16 protein-coding genes are annotated in these 17,203 nt (G+C 64.1%); 8 read left to right on the top strand and 8 right to left on the bottom strand.

Going from position 1 to position 17,203, the window contains the following annotated elements; translation table 11 throughout:
• Positions 1-62: 62 nt before the first annotated feature.
• Both E0501_RS03350 and E0501_RS03345 read right to left on the bottom strand, forming a co-directional pair.
• Positions 63-1,181: a helix-turn-helix transcriptional regulator gene (locus tag E0501_RS03350; protein ID WP_161594540.1), complete on the bottom strand. Its 1,119-nt coding sequence runs from the start codon at positions 1,179-1,181 to the stop codon at positions 63-65.
• 123 nt (positions 1,182-1,304) lie between these two features.
• Positions 1,305-1,967 (bottom strand): HAD-IA family hydrolase, encoded by a 663-nt coding sequence (locus E0501_RS03345; RefSeq protein WP_137699922.1) that lies wholly within the window; start codon positions 1,965-1,967, stop codon positions 1,305-1,307.
• A 130-nt stretch (positions 1,968-2,097) separates the two neighbouring features.
• Here E0501_RS03345 and glmU point away from each other — a divergent pair, with 130 nt between their 5' ends.
• The 6 genes from glmU to E0501_RS03320 are packed head-to-tail and all read left to right on the top strand — an operon-like array spanning position 2,098 to position 7,404.
• Positions 2,098-3,453 (top strand): bifunctional UDP-N-acetylglucosamine diphosphorylase/glucosamine-1-phosphate N-acetyltransferase GlmU, encoded by a 1,356-nt coding sequence (gene glmU, locus E0501_RS03340; protein WP_137699921.1) that lies wholly within the window; start codon positions 2,098-2,100, stop codon positions 3,451-3,453.
• Complete coding sequence (gene glmS / locus E0501_RS03335) at positions 3,453-5,276, top strand: glutamine--fructose-6-phosphate transaminase (isomerizing) (protein WP_137699920.1); 1,824 nt, start codon at positions 3,453-3,455, stop codon at positions 5,274-5,276. Before glmU ends, glmS begins: the two co-directional genes overlap by 1 nt.
• On the top strand, positions 5,276-5,809 hold the full coding sequence (locus tag E0501_RS03330) for a pyridoxamine 5'-phosphate oxidase family protein (protein WP_137699919.1): 534 nt from the start codon (positions 5,276-5,278) through the stop codon (positions 5,807-5,809). The genes glmS and E0501_RS03330 overlap by 1 nt, the downstream gene beginning before the upstream one ends.
• Positions 5,806-6,483, top strand: coding sequence for a DNA alkylation repair protein (locus tag E0501_RS03325; protein ID WP_137699918.1), 678 nt, complete (start codon positions 5,806-5,808; stop codon positions 6,481-6,483). The genes E0501_RS03330 and E0501_RS03325 overlap by 4 nt, the downstream gene beginning before the upstream one ends.
• A gap of 22 nt (positions 6,484-6,505) precedes the next feature.
• Entirely contained in the window at positions 6,506-6,964 is a 459-nt protein-coding gene (locus tag E0501_RS21085; protein ID WP_161594539.1) for a hypothetical protein, read from the top strand.
• Positions 6,874-7,404 (top strand): acyltransferase family protein, encoded by a 531-nt coding sequence (locus tag E0501_RS03320; RefSeq protein WP_161594538.1) that lies wholly within the window; start codon positions 6,874-6,876, stop codon positions 7,402-7,404. The genes E0501_RS21085 and E0501_RS03320 overlap by 91 nt, the downstream gene beginning before the upstream one ends.
• Before the next feature lie 266 nt (positions 7,405-7,670).
• Here the strand turns inward: E0501_RS03320 and E0501_RS03315 are convergent, their stop codons facing one another.
• Entirely contained in the window at positions 7,671-8,177 is a 507-nt protein-coding gene (locus E0501_RS03315) for a hypothetical protein (protein ID WP_137699916.1), read from the bottom strand.
• Between the two features lie 89 nt (positions 8,178-8,266).
• On the opposite strand from E0501_RS03315, the gene moaA reads away from it, so the two are divergent.
• Complete coding sequence (gene moaA / locus E0501_RS03310) at positions 8,267-9,274, top strand: GTP 3',8-cyclase MoaA (RefSeq protein WP_137699915.1); 1,008 nt, start codon at positions 8,267-8,269, stop codon at positions 9,272-9,274.
• A 42-nt stretch (positions 9,275-9,316) separates the two neighbouring features.
• On the opposite strand, the gene E0501_RS03305 is transcribed toward moaA, so the two are convergent.
• The 5 genes from E0501_RS03305 to E0501_RS03285 all read right to left on the bottom strand — a co-directional run bounded on the left by E0501_RS03305 (position 9,317) and on the right by E0501_RS03285 (position 15,160).
• Positions 9,317-10,480, bottom strand: coding sequence for a M20 aminoacylase family protein (locus E0501_RS03305; protein WP_137699914.1), 1,164 nt, complete (start codon positions 10,478-10,480; stop codon positions 9,317-9,319).
• A gap of 19 nt (positions 10,481-10,499) precedes the next feature.
• The gene (locus E0501_RS03300) at positions 10,500-11,672 is read right to left on the bottom strand and encodes a M20 aminoacylase family protein (protein WP_137699913.1); all 1,173 of its coding nucleotides are present in this window, start codon (positions 11,670-11,672) and stop codon (positions 10,500-10,502) included.
• 4 nt (positions 11,673-11,676) lie between these two features.
• Complete coding sequence (argE, locus tag E0501_RS03295; RefSeq protein WP_137699912.1) at positions 11,677-12,840, bottom strand: acetylornithine deacetylase; 1,164 nt, start codon at positions 12,838-12,840, stop codon at positions 11,677-11,679.
• Positions 12,841-12,998: 158 nt separating this feature from the next.
• Positions 12,999-13,196, bottom strand: coding sequence for a hypothetical protein (locus tag E0501_RS03290; protein WP_137699911.1), 198 nt, complete (start codon positions 13,194-13,196; stop codon positions 12,999-13,001).
• A gap of 134 nt (positions 13,197-13,330) precedes the next feature.
• On the bottom strand, positions 13,331-15,160 hold the full coding sequence (locus E0501_RS03285; protein WP_137699910.1) for an ABC transporter ATP-binding protein: 1,830 nt from the start codon (positions 15,158-15,160) through the stop codon (positions 13,331-13,333).
• A gap of 281 nt (positions 15,161-15,441) precedes the next feature.
• Here E0501_RS03285 and E0501_RS03280 point away from each other — a divergent pair, with 281 nt between their 5' ends.
• On the top strand, positions 15,442-17,145 hold the full coding sequence (locus E0501_RS03280) for a peptide ABC transporter substrate-binding protein (protein WP_137699909.1): 1,704 nt from the start codon (positions 15,442-15,444) through the stop codon (positions 17,143-17,145).
• Positions 17,146-17,203 lie beyond the last annotated feature (58 nt).

Below are 17,203 nucleotides of genomic sequence, written 5' to 3'. Positions count from 1 at the left end.
TGGCTCGAAGGTAGAAAAGAGAGGGGCATTCCGTCCCCTACCACATGGGAGGGGCGGCCCTGTCACGGGCGGCGCAGGGCCCCCTGCACCATTGCCGTCAGTGCCGCGATACTGGACACGCCTAGTTTGCCCTCGGCGTTCTTCAGGTGCCAGCGCGCGGTCCCGATGCTCATGTTCAGCCGCGCGCTGAACGCCGCCAGGCTCTCGCCGTTGGCCAGGGCCAGCGACAGTTTCGCCTCGGTCGGCGTCAGCCCCCAGATCTGCGACAACACGGCGGACGTATCATCGACTGATGCTGCCGGATCCGTGATGATGACCAGGGAAAGCGGCCCTTGCGCGCCATGGCTCGAACCAAAACGCAGCGGGATGACATCGATGATCATCGCCGGTGAAGCTAAATCTCGCCGCCGAAGAACGATCTCGCACCGCTGCGGGCTCTCGGCCAGAAGCTCGATATGCGCAGCCGTCGCGAGCGCATGACCCAACGCAAGCTCGGCCTCTCGGTCCCGAAACCGCAGCACGCCCCGACGGACCCGCATCTCCTCTTCTGCGCGCAGGAACTCCTGCGCAGCGGTGTTGGCTTCCACCAGGCGCGCATCTTCATCCAGCAACAGAGCCGGCATCTGCAGACTTTCGACAAGGTGCTGCATAGCGGCCTCTGCCGCCCCGATCCGCGCAAGCCGGCCGCGCAGGTCGACCACGCGGCGCATATGCGGCAAGACCCGGTCGATCAGGCGCGCATCGTCTCTTTCGAACATATCGCGATCCCGCAACCGCAACAGGCCGAAATGGATCGCCCGCGCGCCGGAATTGTCCAGCAATGCCCCGATCGCATGGCGAAATCCCTGTGGCCGAACCCATTCGTTGTAATAGGCTGAGTTTTCAAAATCCTCGGGCTCCATCTGGTTTTCGAAGGCGCGCCCAAGCGGCAGGTTCTTCAGTTGCTCGATCCAGCCGTTTTCCCCCAGGAAATCAATATCATAATCCACCCGAAAGCCCGGATCGAACCCGACCGAGCCCAATGCGGTCGCCACGCCCGAGTTGTAGTCCTCGACAGTGAAATCACAGGCATCCGCCTGAAACATGTCGCAGGCCTCGGCCACGAAATGCTGCCATGTATCCGCGCAATCCAGCGCCTGGTAACACAGGTCCACCAGATCCAGAATCCGGGTCTCGTTCATCAAAATCGGTCGCGTTGTTTCTGTCAGGGACAAAAGCGTACGCATTAAATCACTGCTGGCAGGCTGCCACCCCGGTGTTGCCCGGGTCAAGCTTCACAACCTTGGGCAGTAGCTTGGCCGGGCTTACCCCAACAGCCGCTCCACCACGTCCGGCAATTCCTCGAAGGCATCGATCAGTGCCTCGGGTTCCAGCGCCGCCATGTCCTCTCCCGATGGGCCGAAGGTGACCAGGACACTGGGCACGCCGGCCGCGCGGGCGGTGTTGCGGTCGGTGTCGCTGTCCCCCACCAGCAGGCAGCGCGCCGGATCTCCGCCCAGGCGCCGGGCCGTTTCGCGCAGCGGCTCGGGGTCGGGCTTGCGCACCGGCAGCGTGTCGGCGCCCACCAGCGCGCCAAAGGCATCCCGCGCGCCCAGGCTCTGCATCAGCCGCTCGGCCAGCGCCTCGGGCTTGTTGGTGCAGATCCCCACGCCGAACCCTGCCCCCGCCAGAAACTCGACCACCTCCATTGCCCCGGGATACAGCACCGTATGATGGTCGATCGCCCCGGCATACTCCTCCAGAAGGCGCGGATACCAGCGCTCGATCTCGGCCTCGTCTGCCCGCTCCAGCCGCGACAGCCCCAGCCGCAGCATCGCCTTGCCGCCGCGCAGCGCCGTTCCGGCATCGCCCATGGCATCCAGCATGTCGCCCGCGCCCATCGCCCGGAAACAGGCATTCGCCGCCGCGATCAGATCTCCGCTGGTGTCCGCCAGCGTCCCGTCCAGATCGAAAATCACAGATTTCATTGGTCCGTCCTTCCGGCGAAAACCCGCCTGCCCCTGTCACATGCCGCAATCTATATTGATCGCGCCCGCCCTTGCCATACGACTTGAACCGGATAAAACGGGCGCGAAGGCAATAACAAGAGAAACCTTGATGAGCACGAGCCTGATCATCCTCGCCGCGGGGCAAGGCACGCGGATGAAATCGGACCTCCCGAAAGTTCTGCACGAAGTCGCCGGCGCGCCCCTTCTCGTGCACGCGATGAAATCCGGCGCGGCGCTCGAGCCGGAAAAAACCGTGATCGTCGCCGGGGTCGGCGCCGATCTCGTCGCCGCTGCCGCGCAGGCGTTCGACGAGACGGCCGAGGTCGTGCTCCAGGACGAACAGCTCGGCACCGGTCACGCGGTTCTCTGCGCGCGCGATGCCCTCGCCGATCAGGACGGCGACGTGATCGTGCTCTATGGGGACACGCCTTTCATCCGCCCCGAAACCCTGGCCGACATGGCCGCCGCGCGCACCCGCCACGACGTTGTCGTGCTGGGGTTCGAAGCCGCCGATCCGGGCCGCTACGGCCGGCTGGTGATGTCCGGCGACACCCTGGAACGGATCGTCGAACACGCTGACGCATCAGATGAAGAGCGCGCGATAACTCTCTGCAATAGCGGTGTTATTGCCGCTTCCACAAAAACACTCTTCGACCTACTCGATGACGTCAGCAACGACAATGCCAGCGGCGAATACTACCTGACCGATATCATCGCCATTGCCCGCGACCGCGACCTTTCGGCCACCGCCGTCACCTGTGACGAGGCGGAAACCATGGGCGTGAATTCCCGCGCGCAACTGGCCCAGGCCGAAGCCTCCTTTCAGGCCCGCGCCCGGGCCGAGGCACTCGAGAACGGCATCACCCTCCCGGCGCCCGAAACCGTGCATTTCGCCCATGACACGGTGATCGGCCGCGATGCGCTGATCGAACAGAACGTGGTCTTCGGCCCCGGCGTCACCATCGAATCCGGCGCCCGCATCCGCGCCTTCTCCCACCTCGAAGGCTGCCATGTCAGCCGCGGCGCCATCGTCGGGCCCTATGCCCGCCTGCGCCCCGGGGCCGAGCTTTCGGAAAACGTCCATGTCGGCAATTTCGTCGAGATCAAGAACGCCACGCTGGCCGAAGGCGCCAAGGCCAACCACCTGACCTATATCGGCGATGCCAGCGTTGGCGAGGCCACGAATATCGGCGCGGGCACCATCACCTGCAACTACGATGGCGTGATGAAACACCACACCAGCATCGGCGCACGGGCCTTTGTCGGCTCGAACACCATGCTGGTCGCCCCGGTCACCGTTGGCGACGACGCGATGACGGCAACCGGCACGATCGTGAACAAGAACGTGCCCGACGGCGCCATGGCCATCGGCCGGGCCGAGCAGGTCAACAAACCCGGCCTCGCCGTCAAATTGTTCGAAATGTTAAAGGTCAAGAAAGCAAAACGCGACAAGGAGGCCGGATAATGTGCGGTATTGTAGGGGTCCTCGGCAATCACGAAGCCGCCCCACTCCTCGTCGAGGCGCTCAAGCGGCTGGAATATCGCGGCTATGACAGCGCCGGCATCGCCACGCTGAACGAAGGCCATCTCGACCGCCGCCGCGCGGTGGGCAAGCTGGTCAATCTCTCCGACCTGCTGGTGCATGATCCGCTCGCCGGAAAGGCCGGGATCGGCCATACCCGCTGGGCCACGCACGGCGCACCCACGGTCGACAATGCCCATCCCCATCGCGCCGGCCCCGTCGCCGTCGTGCACAACGGCATCATCGAGAATTTCCGCGACATCCGCGCCGATCTCGCCGAAAAGGGCATCCATTTCTCGACCGAAACCGATACCGAAACCGTCGCGCTGCTGGTGCAATACTACATGGACCAGGGCCTGTCCCCGCGTGATGCCGCGCTGGAAACCATCAAGCGTCTCGAAGGCGCCTATGCGCTCTGCTTCCTTTTCGAGGGCGAAGATGACCTGCTGATCGCCGCGCGCCAGGGCTCGCCCCTGGCCATCGGCCATGGCGAGGGCGAGATGTTCGTGGGCAGTGACGCCATCGCGCTGGCGCCGATGACCAACCAGATCACCTATCTCGAAGAGGGCGATTTCGCCGTCATCACCCGCGACACGCTCGAAATCCTCGATTCCGCAGGTCGCCCGGCCAACCGCGAAATCCGCGCGGTGTCGATCGAGAACACCCAGGTCGACAAGGGCGGGCACAAGCATTTCATGGCCAAGGAGATCGCCGAACAGCCCAAGGTCATCGGCGAGGCGATCATGCACTACCTCTCCGAAGACGGGAAATCGGTGGTCCTGCCCGGCGCCGGGCTCGATTTCACCGGGATCGACCGGCTCACCATGGTGGCCTGCGGCACCGCCTTCTATGCCTGCCTGACCGCGAAATACTGGTTCGAGCAGCTGGCCGGCATTCCCGTCGATGTCGATATCGCGTCCGAGTTCCGCTACCGCGAACCGCCCATTCCGGCGCGCACCGCCGCGCTTTTCGTCTCGCAATCCGGCGAAACCGCCGACACCCTGGCCGCCCTGCGCTTTTGCGAAGGCAGGGCCTCCACCATCCTGTCGGTCGTCAACGTCCCCGAAAGCTCGATCGCGCGCGAATCCGATCTCGCCCTGCCGATCCTGGCCGGCACGGAAATCGGCGTCGCCTCGACCAAGGCGTTCACCTGCCAGCTCACCGTGCTCTACATGCTCGCCCTCAAGGCCGCGCATGATCGCGGCGCGCTGGATGCCGACCGGCTGGCCGATCTGCTCAGCCAGCTGCGCGCGCTGCCCTCGGCCTTCAACACCGCGCTCGACCGCTCGCGCCCGATGGCCGACGCCGCGCGCAAGCTGGCCGAGGCCCGCGATATCCTTTTCCTGGGCCGCGGCCTGATGTATCCCCTCGCCCTTGAGGGCGCGCTTAAACTTAAAGAAATCAGCTATATACACGCCGAAGCTTATGCATCGGGCGAACTCAAGCACGGCCCCATTGCCCTGATCGACAAGCACGTACCGGTGGTGGTGATGGCCCCCCGCGACGGCCTCTTCGACAAGACCACCTCGAACATGCAAGAGGTCATCGCCCGCGGCGGCCGCGTGCTCCTGATCACCGACGAGGCCGGCGCGTCCGAGGCTGCCGACGACGCCTGGATCACCCTCCTGATGCCGCAGGTCGATGCGCTACTGACCCCCATCCTCTACGCCCTGCCCGCACAGCTGCTGGCCTATCACACCGCCGTCGCCAAGGGCACCGATGTCGACCAGCCGCGCAACCTCGCCAAATCGGTGACGGTGGAATAATGGCCAAGCAGTTCCCAGCCCTCGAGGACGTGCACAAAGCCTTCATCGAAGACCAGCACATCTTCTTCACCGGCACTGCCGCCCCCACCGGCCGGGTCAACATCTCCCCCAAGGGCAGCGACAGCCTGCGCGTTCTTGGCCCCAACCGGATTCTCTGGCGCAATCTCACCGGCTCGGGCAATGAAACCGCCGGCCACCTGCTGCAGGAAAACCGCATGACGCTGATGTGGTGCTCCTTCACGACCCGGCCGCTCATCCTGCGCGCCTATGGCACCGCCCGCACCATCCATGCCGGCGATCCCGATTGGGACGCGCTGGGCGCCCATTTCCCGCCCCATCCCGGCGCGCGCCAGGTCTATGACATGGCCATCGACCTGGTGCAGACCTCCTGCGGCTATGCCGTGCCCTTCATGGACTTCCAGTGCGACCGCGACACGCTCGACAAGTGGAGCGAGGACAAGGGCGAGGACGTGATCCGCACCTACTGGGCCGAACGTAACAGCGTCACGCTCGACGGGGCGCCCACAAGATGACCCTCGAAGAGGCGCTGAACCAGTTGCGCGCCCGGATCGAGCCCGGCCGCGCCGAAGGCCAGGCGAAATACCACAAGCAGACGCGGCCGGTGCTGGGCATCCCCAACCCCGCGCTGAACGAGATTTCGAAAACCTGGCGGCAGACCCTCTCTGTCCCAGAGCGCGTCGCCCTCGCCGATCAACTCTGGAAGGCCGACATCTTCGAGGCCCGCATCGCCGCCGCCAAACTGCTCACCCAGGCCCGCCTGCGCCCAGATGAGGCCGCCTGGACCCTGATCCAGAGCTGGGTACCCGATTTCGACAGCTGGGCCATTGCCGATCACGTCTGCATGGCCGGTCAGAAACGCCTTCTGGCCGATCCCGCCCGCATCGAGGACGTCGAAGCCTGGACCCGCTCCGATCACATGTGGACCCGCCGCGCCGCGCTCGTCATCACCCTGCCCTGGACGAAGCAGAACCACCCCAAACCCGCCGACCTGGCGATCCGCGATCGGGTGCTGGGCTGGGCCGCGGCCTACGTGGACGATCCCGAATGGTTCATACAGAAGGCCGTGGCCTGGTGGCTCCGCGATCTCTCGAAACACGATCCCGACCGCACCCGCGCCTTCCTGGCCCGCTATGGCGACCGGATGAAACCTTTCGCCCGCAAGGAAGCGGCCCGGCACCTGCCCTAGGCCCGCGACACGCGCCCAGCGATTGGCGCGGTTCCGGGAACAATCCACGGAAGCTCCGGCCACCTTCGGCCCTCCGGCGACAATTCTCGGTCCAAATCGCGGAATCGCCCCCTTCGCCGTCAACGATGCGCATTCCTTCCTGCACAATCTCTTCATGACGCATATGCTGTTCATGGATCACCTGACATGGAACAAACCCAGTTGGTCGATCTCGGCCGAATTCTGGACCTACGTGCTCTATGCCGCGCTGGCCTTTACCCTGCGCCGCCGCCCCCGCGCCTTTCTGCTGGCCTCGGGGCTCATCGCCGCGATGGGCTTCCACTTCCTGCTCAGCCACGACATGAGCGCCCACACGGCCTTGCCCGCTCGATCTACGCCTTCTTCGTCGGCGTGCTGCTGGCGCATTTCGTCGCCGGAACGCGGCTCACCTTTTCCACCCGGACGCTTAACCTCACCTTCATCGCCGTCGGCACGCTGCTGATCACGGGGCCCTGGCCCTATGACAGGGGCTATTCGGTGCTGTTCTCTGTAGCCTTCATCGCGCTTCTGCTGGTGCTCTTCCGCTCGCCCGAAGACGGGCTGATCAAACGCGCGCTCAGCCAGCCGCTGCTCGTGCGCCTCGGCACGACCAGCTTCGGTATCTATCTCATCCATTCCGCGGTCTGGTGGATCATGGCCCAGGCGGCCCGCGTCTTTGCCCGCCTGTTCCCCTCGGTCCTGCCCCAGGCACAAACCATCGACGTTCTGGAAATCCCCCGGCTCGCCACGCTCATCCTGCTCACCGGCGTGCCCCTTATCATCGCGCTGGCCGAGTGGAGCTATCGCCGCTTCGAAAAACCGATCTACGATCTGCGCTGGAAAAGCCCCGCCGCACTGCTGCCGCAGAACCCCACCGCGCGCAAGCCGACAATCGAAGAGTGACCCCGCTGGTCTTTCTTGGCTGAAATACTCGAATGGCCCCGTTCGGCCCGCACCCCGTCGCGGGCAAACACCAAGCCCCCCGGCACACGGGGGTGGGCGGGCGGGCCGTGTGCCGGGGGGCGGCCCACCGCACGCACCGTTAACTGAAAAAAGCGTTAAGATTTGCCGCGCTGCGGCGGTGCACGGATGTCAGCCGGATGCCTGCCGAAGATCACCCCCTGCCGCATGCGGCGGCGCGGCGCGATTTACCACGGTGCGCGGAACCTTCACTCTGCGTAAACCTCAACCTCGGGCAGGTCGGTCAACGGCGCCTCGATCACCCGCAGTGCAGCCAGCGACATGCGGCTGCCCGCCGTGGCCGGCCCGTCGAGCGGGATCAGCTCCAGTTCGACCGCCTTGCCGTTTTTCGGGTAGACCACGCGCCCCTTGCCGGGCTGGCGGACCAGTGGTGTCTTGATCCACAACCCCGGCTTCGCCGGATCCCCAAGCGAGGCAACCGTCCGCCCAAGCAGCCGCCCTGCGCCACTGGCCTGCGCATCCTGCGCAGCCGCCGCGGCCGCCTTTTTTTCCTCGGCCGATGTGGTGTCGAACTGCTCCACGGTACGTGCACCGGCCGGCGGGCGCACCGCCGTGGCCACGCTCTCGGGCCGCGATACCGGCCTGGTCTGGTCCGATCCGCTCACCTCCGGTGCAACCGGCTGATCCGTCACGGAAATCTGCGCGCACCCCGCGGCCATCACGGCCAGTCCAATACTCAAAAAACCCTGTCTCATGCATTTCAGGTTACGCCCTTCCCGCGCCCCCATCAATCACGCAAATCACCCTTGCGCGCCGCGCCGCACATGCCTAGATTCACCGGGTCATGACAGCACCCCTGATCGATCCCTTCCAGCGCGCGATTTCCTACCTGCGCGTCTCCGTCACCGACCGCTGCGATTTCCGCTGCGTCTACTGCATGTCGGAAAACATGACCTTTCTGCCCAAGAAAGAGCTTCTGACTCTGGAAGAGCTTGACCGCATGTGCTCGACCTTCGTGCGCATGGGGGTCGAGAAACTGCGCATCACCGGGGGCGAACCCTTGGTGCGTCGCGATATCATGACCTTCTTCCGCGCGATGACACGCCACCTCGAGTCCGGCGCGCTGAAAGAGCTGACGCTGACCACCAATGGCAGCCAATTGCATCGTTTTGCCGGGGAGTTGCATGACGCCGGCGTGCGCCGGGTGAACATCTCGCTCGACACGCTCGACCCCGACAAATTCGCCGCCATCACCCGCTGGGGGCGGCTCGACAACGTGATGCGCGGTCTCGACGCCGCGCAAGAGGCGGGCCTGCGCGTCAAGATCAACGCCGTCGCGCTCAAGGGCGTGAACGACGAAGAGCTTTTCACCATGACTGACTGGGCGGCCAGCCGTGACATGGACCTGACCTGGATCGAGGTCATGCCGATGGGCGATATCGGCAACGAGGACCGGCTCGACCAGTACTGGTCGCTCAAGGATCTGCGCACGCAGCTCGAATCACGCTACACGCTCACCGACCTGGCCGAGCGCACGGGCGGGCCCGCGCGCTACGTTAGGATCGAGGAAACCGGCCAGAAGATAGGCTTCATCACGCCGCTCACGCATAATTTCTGCGAAAGCTGCAACCGCGTCCGCCTCACCTGCACCGGCGAGCTCTTCATGTGCCTCGGTCAGGAGGACCAGGCCGACCTGCGTGCGCCGCTGCGCGCCCACCCAGGCGACGATGCCCCGCTCGAAGCCGCGATCCGCGCCGCGATCGAGCGCAAGCCCAAAGGCCATGATTTCGACTATTCGCGGCAGGAAGTCGGCGGGCAGATGCCCCGCCACATGAGTCACACCGGCGGCTAAACCGTAGGGTGGGCTTTCAGCCCACCCATTCTTTTCAGTGACTTACCCGGCCGGCAGCCGCTTCTCGACCACTTCGGCAAACCACGAACATCCGGCCGGAATGGCCTCGTCGTTGAAGTTATATTCCGGGTGGTGAACCATCGCGGTGTCGCCATTGCCGACCAGGATATAGGCCCCGGGGCGCTCCTCCAGCATGAAGGCGAAATCCTCGCCCCCCATCACCAGCGGCGCTTCCTCGCAATCGCCCGAGATCGACTTGGCGACCTCGATGGCGAAATCGGTCTGCTCGGGGTGGTTCTCCATCACCGGGTAGCCGCGGACATACTCCACCTCGGCATTGCCGCCGAACGTGCCGGCAATGCCGTTGCAGATCTCGTTGATCCGCCGCTCTGCCAGGTCGCGCATCTCCGCCGACATGGTGCGAACCGTACCCTTGATCTGCACCGATTGCGGGATCACGTTGAACGCCTTCGACGAGGTCTCGAACGACGTGACCGACACCACGATGCGATCCACAGGGTCGGCGTTGCGGCTGGCGATGGTCTGCAACGCCAGCACCGCCTGCGCCGCCATCACCGTGGGGTCCACGGTCTCCTGCGGCTTGGCCGCATGGCCACCCAACCCCTTGAAATGGATGTCGAAAACATCTGTCGCGGCGAAAAACGGGCCCGAGCGGATGGCGAAACTACCCACCGGTTTACCCGGCCAGTTATGCATGCCGTACACCTCGTGAATGTTGAACCGCTTCATCATGCCGTCGTCGCACATCTCCTTGCCGCCGCCGCCGCCTTCCTCGGCAGGCTGGAAGATCACCACCGCGGTGCCGTCGAAATTGCGCGTCTCGGCCAGGTATTTCGCCGCCCCGAGCAGCATCGCCGTATGCCCGTCATGGCCGCAGGCATGCATCGCACCCGGCGTTTGCGACGCGTAATCCAGCCCCGTCGCTTCCTCGATCGGCAGCGCATCCATGTCCGCGCGCAGCCCGATCACCTTGCCCGACCTGTCGCTCTTGCCCTTGATCACGCCCACCACGCCGGTGCGGCCGATGCCGGTAACCACCTCGTCACAGCCGAATTCCTTCAGCTTCGCAGCCACCAGCGCCGAGGTCCGGTGCGTGTCGAACAGGATTTCGGGATGGGCGTGGATATCCCGCCGCCATTCGGTGATCTCGGCCTGCAATTCGGCAAATCGGTTCTTCACGGGCATGTCTTGCTCTCCTGTTCGCTTAGCTCAAGGGCATCCGCCGCTCGGCCAGCTCAGTGAAAAAACTGGCGCCATAGGGGATGGCCGCATCGTTGAATTCATAGGCGGGGTTGTGCAGGTCCGCGCTTGCCCCGTTGCCGATAAAGACAAAGGCGCCGGGCCTCACATCCAGGAAATCGGCGAAATCCTCGCTGCCCATGGCCGGGTCGCTCTCCAGCTCTACCGCGGCATCGCCGACCACGGCGGCGGCTGCCTCGCCCGCCTGGGCCGCGCCGGTCGGATCGTTGACCAGCGCTTCACGGAAGGCTGTGAAATCCATCTCGGCGCGCACGCCAAAGCCCTGCGCTGTCGCCTCGACCAGCGCCTGCATGCGCGCGCGGATCATCTTGCGCACCTCGGGCTCCATCGTGCGCACGGTGCCGCGCAGCGTCACCGCATCGGGGATCACGTTGAACGCGTCGCTCGATGTGCGGAACCCGCAGACCGACAGCACTCCGGGTTTCAACGGATCGAGGTTGCGCGCCACGATGGATTGCAGCTGCGTGACCAGATGCGCCCCGGCCAGTGTCGGGTCCGCCGCCAGATGCGGCATCGCGCCGTGCCCGCCCTTGCCGGTGATCGTGATCTCGAAGGTCGATGGCGCGGCCAGGAATGGCCCCGGGCGGGTAGCGAATTTGCCAATGCCCAGCCCCGGCCAGTTGTGCATGCCATACACCTCGTCGATGCTCCACCGCTCGATGGCGCCATCGTCGATCATCGCCTGCGCGCCGCCTCCGCCCTCCTCGGCGGGCTGGAACAGCAGCACGACACTGCCATTGAACCCCCTGGTTTCACACAGGTATTTCGCAGCCCCCAACAGCATCGCGGTATGTCCGTCGTGGCCGCAGGCATGCATTTTGCCGGGGATGGTCGAGGCGTGCGGCGATCCCGTCGCCTCCTCGATCGGCAGCGCATCCATGTCGGCACGAAACGCAATCGTCCGGCCCGAGCCCTGTTCACGCCCGTGAATTACGCCCACGACGCCGGTCTGGCCCACGCCTTCGACCACCTCGTCACAGCCGAAGTCTCGCAGCAGTTCCGCCACCCGGGCCGCGGTGCGATGTTCTTCGAAGCGCAGTTCTGGATGGGCATGGAAATCCCGCCGCCACCCGGCGATCTCATCCGCCATCTCGGCGATCCTGTTACGCACGGCCATGGAATTACCCCTGTCTCAGAACCGCGATCAGGTCGCGCATGAACTGATGCCCGGCCTCGAACTGGTCCTTGCTGATATACTCGTCGGGCTGGTGGGCCTGTTCGATGCTGCCTGGCCCGCAAATGACCGAGGAATAACCCACCTCCTGGAACTGTCCGGCTTCGGTGCCATAGCTCACCACATGGGTGGCGTTGTCGCCGGTGATCCGGCGCACCAGCGCCTCGGCCTCGCCGTCGTCTTCGGGTTTCAGTCCGGGCACATCGAAGCGCATGTCGACGTCGATGCGCGCGTCCGGGTGCACCTTCTTCATCTCGGCTTCGACCTCGCGCACCTTCTCCAGGTAACGGTCGCGCCAATATTCCTTGGTCTGGCTCGGCACCACGCGATAGCCCATGATGAAATGGCAATCCTTGGCGGTGATGTTGTTGGCCGTGCCGCCCTCGATGGTGCCGACATGGCCCAGGGTCCAGGGCGGCTCGAACATCGCGGCCATCTCGTCGGGGTCCTTTGCCATTTCCTCGGCGTTGACCTGGTTAGCCCAGTCGATCAGCTTTGCCGCCTCCATGATCGCGTTCACGCCGGTATGCATCAGCGACGAGTGCACCTCGAAGCCCACGACATGGGTGGCGATCCCGATCCCGCCCTTGTGACCTGTGACAGCCTTCATCATCGACGGCTCGCCGACGATTACCGCGCTTGCCTTGGGCAACGGGCCCTGCATTGCCTGGATCATCGGCGGCGCCCCGGTACAGCCCACCTCTTCGTCGTAGCTCAACGCGATCTGCAGCGGGCGTTTCACACCGGCTTCCTTCGCCTCGACCAGCGCCCACAGCGCCAGCGCGTCGAAGCCTTTCATGTCGCAGGTGCCACGCCCGTAGTACCTGCCGTCCCGTTCAACCACGGTGAAAGGATCGCTGGCCCATGGCTGGCCATCCACGGGCACCACGTCCGTATGACCCGACAGAATTACCCCGCCTTCCACCTCGGGTCCGACATGGGCGAAAAGGGCGGCCTGTTCGTTATCTTCCCGGTAATGTCTGTGACATGTAATGCCATGCCCGGTCAGGTACTCCTCGACCCAGTCGACGAGAGGCAGGTTCGAATCACGGCTGACAGTGGGAAAGCTCACCAGCTTTTCCATGAGTTCGAGTGGCGACAGTTTTCGCATGGGGTGTATCCTGTTCGCTGAGCTCGCACCGGCAGCGACCGGCCCGCAACGCCGCCACGCTAGCTTGCCGTTGCAGCGGGCGCAATCGCCCTTGCGCGAAAAAGAAAACGGGCGCCCTGGGGACGCCCGCGTTCTTCATTTGCCCGTGCGGCGCAGCCTTAGGTGCCGGAAGCCGCCGCTGCCGTGATGACGGCGAAGGTCGTAACAACCAGGGCACCGCCCATGCCCATGCCGGCAAGACCACCCGCCATCTGGGTGGACACGAACGGATCGGGTGCCGTCGTGGTTTTCGTTTCCGCCATGGCCGGCGCAGCAAGCGACGCCACAACCGCCGCAGTCAGTGCAATCTTTTTCATAGTCCCATCCTTTTCTGTTGTTTCTACAACTCCGCGCACGCTTTGCTTGCGCGAACAATTCGACAGTCACCCTGAAATAATACCGGTTTTTCGTTAGCAAGCAATTGTCATCGTTCGCGTCGGTGAAAACGCACTCAATACCCGCTATCTGTGGTCAGGATGAAGTGCCCCGGGCTGATCTCCTCGTATTCGGAAGGAGCTGGTTCGTATCCCACCGGATGGATGGGTGACGGGATCGGCTTGAAGTTCAGCTCTTTCTCCGATTTCCGCTTGTGCGGATCGGCGATCGGCACCGCCTTCATCAATGCCTTCGTGTAAGGATGCTGCGGATCCTCGAACACCGCGCGGCGCGGGCCCAACTCGACGATCCGGCCCAGATACATCACGCCCACGTCATGGCTGACCCGTTCGACAACCGCCATGTCGTGGCTGATGAACAGGTAGCTGAGGCCCAGTTCGGCCTGCAGTTCCATCATCAGGTTCAACACCTGCGCCTGCACGCTCACGTCCAGGGCTGAAACGGCCTCGTCCGCAACGATCAGCTTGGGGTTCAGTGCCAGCGCCCGGGCAATCGCGACCCGCTGCCGCTGGCCGCCCGACAACTCGTGCGGGAACCGCCGCAGGAAGCTGCGCGGCAGTTCCACCCGGTCGAAAAGATGCGCGACCCGATCCTGCAATTCCGATCCGGAAGCCGCGTGATAATTGCGCAGCGGCTCGGCCACCTGGTCCATCAGCTGCATCTGCGGATTGAGGCTGGCAAACGGGTCCTGGAACACCATCTGCATGTCCTGCCGCGCCTTTCGCAGCCCCTTGTGATCCAGCGCCATGATGTCCACGCCATCCAGCGTCACATGGCCCTCCAGCGGCTCGACCAGACGCAGAAGCGATCGGCCAACCGTAGATTTGCCGCAGCCCGATTCCCCCACCAGGCTCAGCGTGCGCCCCTTGCGCAGGGTAAAGGACACATCCTCGACCGCGTGCACATTCGCCACCGTGCGGCGGAAAAACCCGCCTTTCACCGCGAACCGCGTGGTCAGGTTCCTGACTTCCAGCAGCACCTCGTCGCTGCCGGGAATGGGATCGGTCGGATGATCCTCGTATCCCAGAAGCTTCATCGGTTCGGGCAGATCCTTGCCCGTCATCTCGCCCAGCCGCGGCACCGCCGATAGCAGCGCCTTGGTATAATCGTGCTGCGGATTTTCGAATATCTGTTCGACCGGGCCTTCTTCCACCTTGTTGCCGCGGTACATGACGACCACGCGGTCCGCCATCTGCGCCACCACGGCCATGTCATGGGTGATGAACATCACCGCCGTTCCAGTCTCGCGCTTCAGCCGATCCATCAGCGCCAGGATCTCGGCCTGGATCGTCACATCCAGTGCCGTCGTCGGTTCGTCGGCGATCAGAAGCCGCGGCTCGCAGGCCAGCGCCATGGCGATCACAACGCGCTGCCGCATCCCGCCCGAAAGTTCGTGCGGATATTGCTTCAAGCGCCGCTCGGCTTCGGGAATTCGCACCTGCTTGAGCAGTTCCAGCGCGCGGGCTTCTGCCTGTTTCTTGGTCATTCCCTTGTGCAGGCGCAGACCCTCTGTCAGCTGGCGGCCTACGGTGAACACCGGGTTCAGCGCCGTCATCGGCTCCTGGAAGATCATTCCGATCTCGTTGCCGCGAATCGTTCGCATCAGGTTCTGGTCGGTTTTTCCCAGGTCGATCTCATCGCCATCGCGCCGGTCGAACAGCAGCCGCCCGCCCGCAATGTCGCCGCCACCGAACTCCACAAGCCGCATCAGCGACAGAGACGACACCGACTTGCCCGAGCCGGATTCCCCAACGATGCATACGGTTTCGCCCGGATTGACCTCAAAGGAAACGTCCTCGACGCCCACAACCGGCCCGTCCTTGGTCTGGAACTCGACCCGCAGGTTTTCGATGCGCGCAATCGGCTGGTTGGTCTGGTCGAGCATGTTTCGCTCCCGCAAATTTCCGACGTTGAACGCTAAGCTCAGCCCGGCGCCACTGTCAAACGGACGGGCAAACGCCGAAAAAAGCAACCTTTCCCCTCAGGCAAGGCTTGCATTTTGTCGCCACTCGGTCTGAGATACCCCTCAGTTGCCTGGGAGGGTGCAAGGGCGGCGGGGGTGATGCTCCGCCTTTATCTATGTTTCCCTTTCGGCAAAATTCATCCGCGCCCCACGCGCGGCAACGAGCACAGAGGCGAAACGCCCTGTCCAACAAGGAGAGAAACATGATGCTTCGCACAACACTTCTCGGCGCAGCAGCTGCCTTTGCCTTGGCCCCAGCGGCCAGCGCAGAACGCGGCTCTGACGGCCATGTCGGCGTGATCTACTGGCAGGCCCCGTCGATCCCCAGCCCCTACCTGTCGGGCGGCACCAAGGACGGCGACGCCGCCTCGGTCGTACTTGAACCGCTGGCCCGCTACGACCAGGACGGCAACATGGTGCCCTTCCTCGCCGAAGGCATCCCGACGCTCGACAATGGCGGCGTATCCGAGGACCTCAAGACCATCACCTGGAAGCTGAAGTCGGGCCTCAAATGGTCGGACGGCTCGGCTGTTACGGCGGCTGACGTGGCGTTTACCGCCGAATACTGCATGCATCCCGAAGGCGGTTGCGCGCAGCTTTCGAAATTCGATGGTGTCACCTCGGTCGAAGCGGTGGACGACCTGACCGTCAAGATCACTTTCGGCGAAGCCACGCCCAACCCCTACGGTCCCTTCGTCGGCGGTCAGACCCCGATCATCCAGAAGGCCCAGTTCCAGAACTGCCTGGGTGAAAAGGCACAGGAATGCACCGATCAGAACTTCTATCCGATCGGCACCGGCCCCTTCGTGATCAAGGAATTCAAGCCCAACGACGTGATCCAGTTCGAGGCCAACCCGAACTATCGTGACCCGGCGAAACCCGCCTTCGCCACCATGACGCTGAAAGGCGGCGGTGACGCGACCGGCGCCGGTCGCGCCGTGCTGGAAACCGGCGAATACGATATCGCCTGGAACCTGCAGCTGGCGCCCGACGTCCTTGCCAAGATGGCCGAAGGCGGCAAGGGCCAGGCCCGCTCGGGCTTCGGCACCCTGGTCGAGCGTCTGGAAATGAACCTCACCAACCCCGATCCGGCGCTGGACGCGAACACCCGTTCGACCCGCGAAGCACCGCACCCGTTCCTCACGGACATGAAAGTGCGCAAGGCGCTTTCCATGGCGATCGACCGCAACCTGCTGGTGGAAATCGGGTATGGCACCGCCGGCCGTGCCACCTGCAACCTGGTGCCCGCACCGGCGATCTATGCCAGCGATAACACCGAATGCCTGACCCAGGACATCGAAGGCGCCAAGGCGCTTCTGGATGAGGCCGGCTGGACCGACAGCGATGGCGACGGCGTTCGCGACAAGGACGGCGTGAAGCTCTCGATCCTCTACCAGACCTCGACCAACGCCGTCCGCCAGGACTTCCAGGCGCTGATCAAGCAGTGGTGGGCGGAAATCGGTGTCGAAACCGAACTGCGCAACATCAACGCATCGGTGTTCTTCGGTGGTGACCCGGGCTCGCCCGACACCTTCCAGAAGTTCTATGCCGATGTCGAAATGTACGCCAACAACTTCGACGGCACCGATCCGCAGGCTTACCTGTCGATGTATCGCTGCGATAACGAGCCGCAGCCGTCGAACCAGTGGAACGGCCAGAACATCAACCGCTTCTGCGACCCGGAATACGACAAGCTGATCGATCAGCTCGCCCGGACCGGCGACATCAACGAACGCGCGGCCCTCGCCAAGAAGATGAACGACATGCTGACCAAAGACAGCTATGTCATCGTCCCGCTGGTCGACCGTGGTCGTGTGACCGGTGTCAGCAACACGCTCGGCGGCTTTGTCCTGAACACCTGGGACAACGAGCTTTGGAACGCGGCTGACTGGTACCGGATGAAGTAATCAGGTCCTGACTACGAGGGCGCCCGCACACCCGTGGGCGCCCTCTTCCGCCCAAGAA

The organism is Marimonas lutisalis (assembly GCF_005434965.1).
In the GTDB taxonomy this organism is placed as follows: domain Bacteria; phylum Pseudomonadota; class Alphaproteobacteria; order Rhodobacterales; family Rhodobacteraceae; genus Marimonas_A; species Marimonas_A lutisalis.
Note: the sequence above shows the minus strand (reverse complement) of the source record. Positions and strands in the feature narration are given on the sequence as shown.

What these genes read in the sequence shown, in the direction of transcription:
- E0501_RS03350 (WP_161594540.1), bottom strand. Translation starts at nt 1,181, where the DNA reads ATGAACGAGACCCGGATTCTGGATCTGGTGGACCTGTGTTACCAGGCG.
- E0501_RS03345 (WP_137699922.1), bottom strand. Translation starts at nt 1,967, where the DNA reads ATGAAATCTGTGATTTTCGATCTGGACGGGACGCTGGCGGACACCAGC.
- glmU (WP_137699921.1), top strand. Translation starts at nt 2,098, where the DNA reads ATGAGCACGAGCCTGATCATCCTCGCCGCGGGGCAAGGCACGCGGATG.
- glmS (WP_137699920.1), top strand. Translation starts at nt 3,453, where the DNA reads ATGTGCGGTATTGTAGGGGTCCTCGGCAATCACGAAGCCGCCCCACTC.
- E0501_RS03330 (WP_137699919.1), top strand. Translation starts at nt 5,276, where the DNA reads ATGGCCAAGCAGTTCCCAGCCCTCGAGGACGTGCACAAAGCCTTCATC.
- E0501_RS03325 (WP_137699918.1), top strand. Translation starts at nt 5,806, where the DNA reads ATGACCCTCGAAGAGGCGCTGAACCAGTTGCGCGCCCGGATCGAGCCC.
- E0501_RS03315 (WP_137699916.1), bottom strand. Translation starts at nt 8,177, where the DNA reads ATGAGACAGGGTTTTTTGAGTATTGGACTGGCCGTGATGGCCGCGGGG.
- moaA (WP_137699915.1), top strand. Translation starts at nt 8,267, where the DNA reads ATGACAGCACCCCTGATCGATCCCTTCCAGCGCGCGATTTCCTACCTG.
- E0501_RS03305 (WP_137699914.1), bottom strand. Translation starts at nt 10,480, where the DNA reads ATGCCCGTGAAGAACCGATTTGCCGAATTGCAGGCCGAGATCACCGAA.
- E0501_RS03300 (WP_137699913.1), bottom strand. Translation starts at nt 11,672, where the DNA reads ATGGCCGTGCGTAACAGGATCGCCGAGATGGCGGATGAGATCGCCGGG.
- argE (WP_137699912.1), bottom strand. Translation starts at nt 12,840, where the DNA reads ATGCGAAAACTGTCGCCACTCGAACTCATGGAAAAGCTGGTGAGCTTT.
- E0501_RS03290 (WP_137699911.1), bottom strand. Translation starts at nt 13,196, where the DNA reads ATGAAAAAGATTGCACTGACTGCGGCGGTTGTGGCGTCGCTTGCTGCG.
- E0501_RS03285 (WP_137699910.1), bottom strand. Translation starts at nt 15,160, where the DNA reads ATGCTCGACCAGACCAACCAGCCGATTGCGCGCATCGAAAACCTGCGG.
- E0501_RS03280 (WP_137699909.1), top strand. Translation starts at nt 15,442, where the DNA reads ATGATGCTTCGCACAACACTTCTCGGCGCAGCAGCTGCCTTTGCCTTG.